Annotated in this window: 3 protein-coding genes; all 3 read left to right on the forward strand. The window is 73.2% G+C overall.

Features of this window, described 5'->3' with window-relative positions:
* A partial coding sequence (locus ACRDP3_RS24085; RefSeq protein ID WP_431519097.1) for an ATP-binding protein occupies positions 1 to 512 on the forward strand: 512 nt, incomplete at its 5' end.
* Positions 513 to 579: 67 nt separating this feature from the next.
* Positions 580 to 5,823 carry an amino acid adenylation domain-containing protein gene (locus tag ACRDP3_RS24090; protein WP_431519098.1) on the forward strand — a complete coding sequence of 1,748 codons (5,244 nt, stop codon included), beginning with the start codon at positions 580 to 582 and terminating at the stop codon, positions 5,821 to 5,823.
* Between the two features lie 20 nt (positions 5,824 to 5,843).
* Positions 5,844 to 8,200: beta-ketoacyl synthase N-terminal-like domain-containing protein (locus tag ACRDP3_RS24095; protein WP_431519099.1), on the forward strand; the 2,357-nt coding region annotated here is incomplete at its 3' end.

Raw genomic sequence — 8,200 nt, forward strand, 5'->3', positions numbered from 1 at the left:
CCGCACCGGAGCCCTCCGGTCACTCGATGCAGCAGTGGTGCGACGACATGGTCGCCGAGCTCAAGGAACCCGCTGCTGACGACGACTTGGCGGTGCTCATGGCGCGGGCGCCGGCCATGCCCCAGCACCGGTCCGCCCGCTGGCGGGTGCCCTCGGAGCCCAAATCCGTCTCCTACGCCCGGTCACTGGTCCGCGGGACGCTGCGGGACTGGGGGCTGGAAGCGCTCACGGAACCGGCCCAGCTGCTGATGAGCGAACTCGTCACGAACGCGGTCCGGCACGCACGCGGAGAGATCGAGCTCCAGATGTCCAAGGGCGGGACCCTGGTGGTCGAGGTCGCGGACGGCGACGAGCGGCTGCCGCACCGGGGCCAGGTGACCGCCGAGGGCGAGCTGGGGCGGGGCCTGACACTGGTCGGCGAGATCGCCCAGCAATGGGGGGCGCGGTCCATCACCGCCGGGAAGGTGGTCTGGTTCGAGCTAGAATATAATGAGGGTATTGACCGTCTATAGCCTGATTCATGTGACTGCACTGCACTGCTTTTTGTAATAACCCGTGCAACCCGTGCGAGACGTCTCTATGACGACACAACAGGCAACCATCGCCGCAGAGCAGCCGGACACGCTGCTGCGCCGCTTCGACGCAGCAGCGGAGCGTGACCCGTCGGCGGTCGCCGTACGGACGGACCGGGCGGCCGTGACCTACGGGACGCTGTCAGACGCGTCCCACGCGCTCGCCGCCCGGCTGGCCCCCCTCACCGCCGGCCGGCCGGGACCGGTCGCCACTCTCCTCGAACCCGGTCCTCAGCAGGTCGCCGCGGCCCTGGCGGCGATGCGCTGCGGCAAGCCGTATCTGCCCGTCGACCTGGCCTACCCCCAGCACCGGATCGACCGCATCCTCGCCGACGCCGCGCCCGCCGCGGTGATCGGCGGCGACGGACCGGACGACGGACCAGGCGCCGCCGCCGACCCGGTCGGGCCCGGCCCGCAGCCACAGGTGACGGCCGGAACCTGGGGTGACTCGACCCGGGTGGCCGGGGACGACGCGTACGTCATCTACACCTCGGGGTCGACCGGGAGCCCCAAGGGCATCGTGATCCAGCACCACGGCATCGTGAATCTCATGGACGAGTGCGTGGCCCGCCGCGCGCTTCCGCCGCGCAGCCGGTACAGCACGTGTGCGAGCCCGGGGTTCGACGCGGCGGTGCTGGAGGCCTGGACCTCGCTGACCACGGGCGGCGAACTCGTCGTCACACCGGACGCCCGGCGCTGGCACCCCGCGGACTTCGCCGACTGGCTGGCCGACGAGCACATCGCCCACGCCTACGTCCCGGCGGCCTTCCTCCCGGCGATGGCCGAGGGCCTGCGCCACGGGCTCGATCTGCGGTCCCTGCGGCGGATGATCGTCGCCGTCGAGCCGATCCCGCGCGGCCTGCTGGGCGAGATCAAGCGCGCCCTGCCCGACCTCACCCTGATCAATGGCTACGGCCCCACCGAGGCCGCCGTGTGCGTGTCGATGTACGAGGTGAGCGAGCGGGACGAGGGCCCGGAACGTACCCCCATCGGCACCGCGATCCGCGCGACCGACCTGCTGGTGGAGCCACTCGCGGAGCCGCCGGCAGCACCCGCGGAAGCAGCTGAGGCGGCAGCGGGCACGGCGGCGGGAACGGCTGGTCCGGCAGGCTCCGACGGTGCCGTACGGGGTGAACTCCACATCGGCGGGGCGGGAGTCGGCCGGTACATCCGCGCCGAGCAGGGCGAGCGGCCCGCCTTCTACCGGCGGACGGCCCCCGACGGGACGCGGCTGCCGTACTACCGGACGGGGGACATCGTCCGGGCGGACGCCGACGGCGTCCACACCTTCCTCGGCCGCACCGACGACATGATGAAGGTACGCGGCTACCGGGTGGAGCCGGGCGACGTCGAGCACGCGCTGCTCGAACACCCCGGTCTCGGCCAGGCGGTCGTGCTCAAGCGACCGGCCCGCGAGGGCACCGGCGCGGGCGCCGAGCAGCTCCTCGCGTACGTCATCGCGGCGCCCGGCGCCCACCTCGTCCTGTCCGACGTGCGCAAGCGGCTCCGGGAGCGGCTGCCCTGGTACGCCGTACCGCACCGGGTGGTGGAGCGCGACGCGTTCCCGCTGACCGGGCACGGAAAGATCGACAGGAAGGCCCTGGCCGAGGCGGCGGAGACGGCCGGGGAGGCCGAGCCGCCCGCGACCGCTCTCCCCTCGCGGCCCGGTGAGCCGCACCCGCAACACCACGACATCGAGCCCGAGTTGCTGCGCCTGTGGTACGAGGTGCTCGGCACGGGCACACCCGACCCGGCGATCTCCTTCCTGGCCAACGGCGGCGACTCGCTCGCCGCGGGCCGGATGGCGGCCGCCCTCACCAGCCGCCTCGGCAAGCCCGTACGGGTGATCGACATCCTGCTGACGGACGACCTCGAGGATCTCCAGACCGTGGTCGACGAGGCGCTGGCCGAGGCGACGCCGGCCGCCGCCGGGCAGCAGGCGTGGCGCGGTCCCCCGCCGATGCGGGCCGCACGGCCGGGCGAACCCGTTCCCGCCACCTACGGGCAGCGCGGACTCTGGTTCCACGACGCGCTGCACCCCGGAAGCACCGTCTACAACGAGCCGCTCACCCTGCGCTTGCGCGGCCCCCTGGACGCCGGCGCGCTCGCCGGGGCCGTCGCCACCATCGTCGAGCGGCACGAAGCGCTCCGTACCGATCTGGTGATGAGCGACGGCGAACTGCGGCAGGAGGTCCGCCCGGCCACCCCGCCCGAACTGACCGTCCAGGATCTGCGCACGGTCCCCGCCCCGGAACGGGCCGGAGCGGTGGAGCGAGCCGTACGGCAGGCCGTACGGGAACCCTTCGACCCGGCCACCGGTCCGCACCTGCGGTCCCGCCTGCTGCGGTGCGGCGACGAGGAGCATCTGCTGGTGCTGTCCCTGCACCACAGCGTGTTCGACGGCGGCTCGGCGGACATCCTCTTCGACGAACTGTCCGCGCTGTACACCGCGAACACCGAGCAGCGGGACGCCGGGCTCGACCCGCCCCCGAGTCAGTACGCCGACTTCGCGCTCTGGCAGCACGCGCTGATCGCCGGAGGCCACGCCGAGGAGGACCTCGCGTACTGGCGGGAGGCACTGACGGGTCTGCCGGAGACCATGGACCTGCCGACCGACTTCCCCCGCCCGGAGACCCCTTCCGGCGACGGCGCACTCGTGCGCGGGCGCCTCCCGCGCGAACTGACCGAACGCGTCGACGCGCTGGCCCATGCCACCGGGGCGACCCCGTACAACGCGTTCCTCGCCGCCTTCCACCTCCTGCTGTCCCGGTACTGCGGCACCGACGACGTGGTCGTGGGCGCGCCGTTCTCCGGCCGCGACCAGCCCGGGACCGCCCGCTCGGTCGGCTACTACCTCAACACGCTGCCGCTCCGCGCGGATCTGGGCGGTGCGCCGACCTTCCGGCAGCTGCTCGCCCGGACCCGGCAGACCGTCACCGACGCCTACACCCACCAACGGGTGCCCTACGGACTCGTGGTGGCGGACGCGAGCGGCGCCGGTGGTGAGGGTGGTGCCGGTGGTGCCAGTGGTGCGGCGGAGAACCCCTACCTCCAGGTGTGCCTGGTGCCGGAGGACATCTACCGGCACCGGATGACCTTCGCGGGCGTCGAGTCGACCTTCGAGTACTACGACACCGGCATCGCCAAGTTCGACCTGACGGTCAACCTGATCCCGGACGCCGAAGGCGAGGGCGGCCTGCGGCTGACGGCGGAGTACCGCACGGACCTGTTCCGGGCGGCGACCGTCGAGCGGCTGCTGGGCCACTTCCGTACGCTGCTGGAGTCGGCGGCCGCCGAGCCGGACGTCCCCGTCACGGAGCTGCCGATGCTGACCGGGGCCGAACAGGCCCGGATACTCACTGCCTTCGCCTCCTTCGGGGGTGAAGCCTCCTTCGGGGGTGACGCCTTCCTCGGTGAACACGAGGGTGCCTTCGAGGCCGAAGAGGCCGTGCCGGACCGCGGCGTGCACGAACTGGTCGACCGCTGGACCGTACGGACCCCGGACGCGCCGGCCCTGGTGACGGACGGCGAAGAGCTCAGCTACCGCGAACTGGTGCGACGGGCCGACCAGTTGGCCCACTACCTCGCCGAGCGCGGGGCCGAGCCCGGTTCCCGTATCGGCGTCTGCCTGCCCCGCGGCACCGACGCGGTCGTCGCCTTCCTCGCGGTGCTCAAGACCGGCGGCGCCTACGTACCGCTCGACCCGGCCTACCCCGAACAACGGCTCTCCTTCATGGCCGAGGACGCCGGTCTCCTCCTCAGCCTCACCCCGGACCTCCTCCACGACGACCGCGAGGCGATCGGGGACAGCCCGGCCCGCGCCCCCGCCGTGGCCGTCACCGGCGAGGACATCGCGTACGTGATCTACACCTCGGGCTCCACCGGGCAGCCCAAGGGCGTCCGGATACCGCACCGCGCCGTCGCCGACCTCGCCCTCGGCGCGCCCGGCTGGGCCGGGATCGATCCCGGCACCCGGCTGCTGCTGGTGGCCTCGCTCTCCTTCGACATGGTGACCTTCGACATCTGGGGCACGCTCGTCAACGGGGCGCGGCTCGTCCTCGCCCCGGAAGGCACCGTGACGGCCGGACAGATCGCCTCGCTCATCACCCGGCACGGCATCACGCACGGCGACATGCCCACCGCGCTGCTGCACCGTCAGGCCGAGGAGGACCCCTCCTCGCTGGCCGGCCTGCGCACCCTCATCGCGGGCGGTGAGGTGCTGAACCCCGCCCTCGCCACCGCCGTACTCGAAGCCAATCCGGGCCTGCGCCTGATCAACGGCTACGGTCCGACCGAGGCCACCACGTACGCCACCCATCACGTCCTGACCGGTCCGGACCAGGTCACCGAACCCGTTCCGATCGGGCGCCCGGTCCCCGGCACCCGGGCCCGCATCCTCGACGCGGCCCGGCAGCCGGTCCCCGTCGGCGTCGTCGGCGAACTCCACCTCGGCGGACCCGGCCTCGCCGACGGCTATCTGGACCGCCCGGAGCTGACCGCCGCGTGCTTCACCGAGGACCCGTTCGGCGACGGTCACGGGGAGCTGCTCTACGGCACCGGCGACCTCGCCCGCTGGCGTCCCGACGGCGCCATCGACTACGTGGGCCGGGTCGACGGGCAGCTGAAGCTGTACGGCTACCGGGTGGAGCCCGGCGACATCGAGGCCGCGCTGCGCACGCACCCGGACGTCGCCCACGCCGTCGTCACCCGGCGCGAGGACCGGCCCGGCAGCCCTTACCTCGCCGCCTACTACACCTCCACGCGGGGAGACGAGATCCCCGCACGCGAGCTGACCGAGGTGGCCGCCGCCCGGCTGCCGGCGTACATGGTGCCCCGGGTGTTCACGGCGCTGGAGCGCTTCCCGGTCACCGAGGGCGGCAAGACCGACCGGGCCGCCCTGCCGGCCCCCGCCGTCGTACAGGCACAGGCACGCGCACAGCGGCGAGCGCCGGAGGGGGCGCCGGAGGAAGGGCCGCCGGAAGAGGGCGCCGAGAGCCTCGCGTCCGTACAGGAGCAGATCGGCGCGATCTGGCGCGACGTCGTCACGCTCGACACCCTCGGCCCCGACGAGCGCCTCTTCGACATCGGCGGCGCGTCGCTGCACGTCACCCTGATCCATCAGCGCGTCGCCGAGCGCTTCGGGCTGTCCGGGCTCCGCATGATCGACCTGTTCAGCCACCCCACCCTGAGCACGTACGCCGCACACGTGCACGAGTTGTACGTACGGGAGAAGGCCGGTGAGCCGCGGTGACGGCCGACACCGCGCCGAGCGTGCCGAGCACGCCGAAGGGGCGGACCGCGCCGCCGATGGCGGTCATCGGCATGGCGGGCCGCTTCCCCGGGGCCGAAGACGTCGACGCACTGTGGTCGATGCTGTCGTCCGGCACCGAGGCGGTGCGCCGCTTCTCGGCCGCCGAACTGCGCTCCGCCGGCGTGCCCGAGCACCTGGTCGAGGACCCGGACTATCTGCCCTACGCCGCCGACCTGACGGGCATCGAGGATTTCGACGCGGCGTTCTTCGGCATCACGCCCGGCGAGGCCCGGCTCATCGACCCGCAGCACCGGATCTTCCTCGAGTCCGTATGGGCGGCGCTGGAGGACGCGGGCACGCCGCCCACCGCGTACGGCGGACGCGTCGGCGTGTTCGGCAGCGCCAGTCTCAGCTCGTACCTGCTGCACCATGTGCTCCGCTCGGCGGACTTCCGCGACCAGGCGTTCACGTATCCGGTGCTGCTCGGCAACGACAAGGACTTCCTCGCCACCCGCGCCTCCTACGCGCTGAACCTGCACGGCCCGAGCGTCAGCGTGCAGTCGGCCTGCTCCAGCTCGCTGGTGGCCGTGGACCAGGCGTGCGCCGCGCTGCGGTACGGGCGGTGCGATGTCGCGGTGGCGGGCGGGGTCAGCGTGTTCACCCCGCAGACCGTCGGCTACCGGTACCAGGCGGGCGGTACGTACGCGCGGGACGGGCACTGCCGGCCGTTCGACGCGGCGGCCTCGGGCATGGTGCGCGGCAGCGGCTGCGGGGTCGTCGTGCTCAAGCGCCTCGACGACGCGCTCGCCGACCGCGACCACGTCTACGCGCTCATCGCGGGCACGGCGGTCAACAACGACGGTTCCGCGAAGGCGGGTTACAGCGCGCCGAGCACCGTCGGCCAGGACGAGGTCATCCGCAGCTGCCTGGACGCCTCCGGCGTGTCCCCGTCCACGATCGGCTACGTCGAGGCTCACGGCACGGGTACGTATCTCGGCGACCCCATCGAGGTCGCGGCCCTGCACCTCGCGTACGAGCGCACCGGCGACCCGCCCGGCGAGTGCGCGCTGGGCAGCGTCAAGGCGAACATCGGCCACCTGGACGCGGCGGCGGGCATCACCGGGCTGATCAAGACGGCCCTGGTGCTGCACCACCAGACCATCCCGCCGCAGGCCAACTTCGCCGAGCCCAACCCCGAACTGCGGCTGCCGGAAACGCCGTTCACCATCCAACCCCACCTCACCCGGGCCACCGTGTCGCCAATCCGCGCCGCCGCGGTCACCTCGCTCGGCATCGGCGGCACCAACGCGCACTGCGTGCTGACGCGAGCCCCGGACCCACCCGCCCGGGGGGCGGCCCCGGCGGACGGCGGCGCGTACGTGCTGCGGCTCTCGGCGCCGGACGAGGAGCGCGTCCGCGAGGCCGCGAGAGACCTGATCGCCCACCTGGAGCGCGACCACGGGACGACGAGGCTGGACGATCTCGCGTACACGCTGACGCACGGCCGCCTCCCGCTGGCGCACCGCGCCACCGTGCGGGCGGCCACCGTGGAGGAGGCGGTACGGGGGCTGCGGGAGGTCTACGAGGGGCGGTTCGGGCCTCCCGGCGACCGGGACGGCGGGATCGGCGACGTAGGCGAGGCGCGGAAGATCCGGCTGCCGGGAGTGCGGCTGCGCCGGGTACGCCACTGGATCGAGCGGGACGCGGGGGAGCCGTTGGAGGCGAAGCAGCCCGCGGGCGCGGACCGGGAGCAGTCGGCCGCGGCGACCACCAGGAGCGCGGTCGAGACGGCGGCCGAGGTCTTCCGCACCCGCCTCGGCGTCGACTCCGTCGGCGCGGACGACGACTACTTCGCCCTGGGCGGCGACTCGTTGCACGCCATCGACGTCGTGGACGAGCTGTGCGAGCGGCTGGACGGACAGCTGACGCTGGAGCAGTTCACCAGCCTGCGCACGCCCCGGCGGGTGGCGCAGTGGTACGGGGCTCCGCACGACGACGACACGTCGATGGTGCTGATCAAGGAGGGCCGCCCCACCGACCCCACCGACCCGTCCGGCCCGGCCGACGGGACACACCGACCCGTGTTCCTGATCCACCCCTCGGGCGGCACGGTCTTCTTCGCCCACGCCCTGGCCGCGCACAGCACCGATCCGAGCCCGGTGTACGGCATCGGGTACCCGGTCGCCCTGGCGGACTCCCTGACCACCATCCCGGCGATGGCCCGGCACTACGTCCGCCTCATCCGCCGTGCCGCACCACACGGCCCGTACCGGATCGGCGGCTACTCGCTGGGCGGGACGATCGCGCTGGAGGCCGCCCAGCTGCTCACCGGCATGGGCGAGCGGGTCGAGCAGGTGCTGCTGTGGGACACCATGCC

Source organism: Streptomyces sp., assembly GCF_050698815.1.
GTDB lineage: Bacteria > Actinomycetota > Actinomycetes > Streptomycetales > Streptomycetaceae > Streptomyces.

Excerpts from the sequence above, each read along its gene's own strand:
- ACRDP3_RS24090 (WP_431519098.1), top strand. The coding sequence starts at position 580 with ATGACGACACAACAGGCAACCATCGCCGCAGAGCAGCCGGACACGCTG.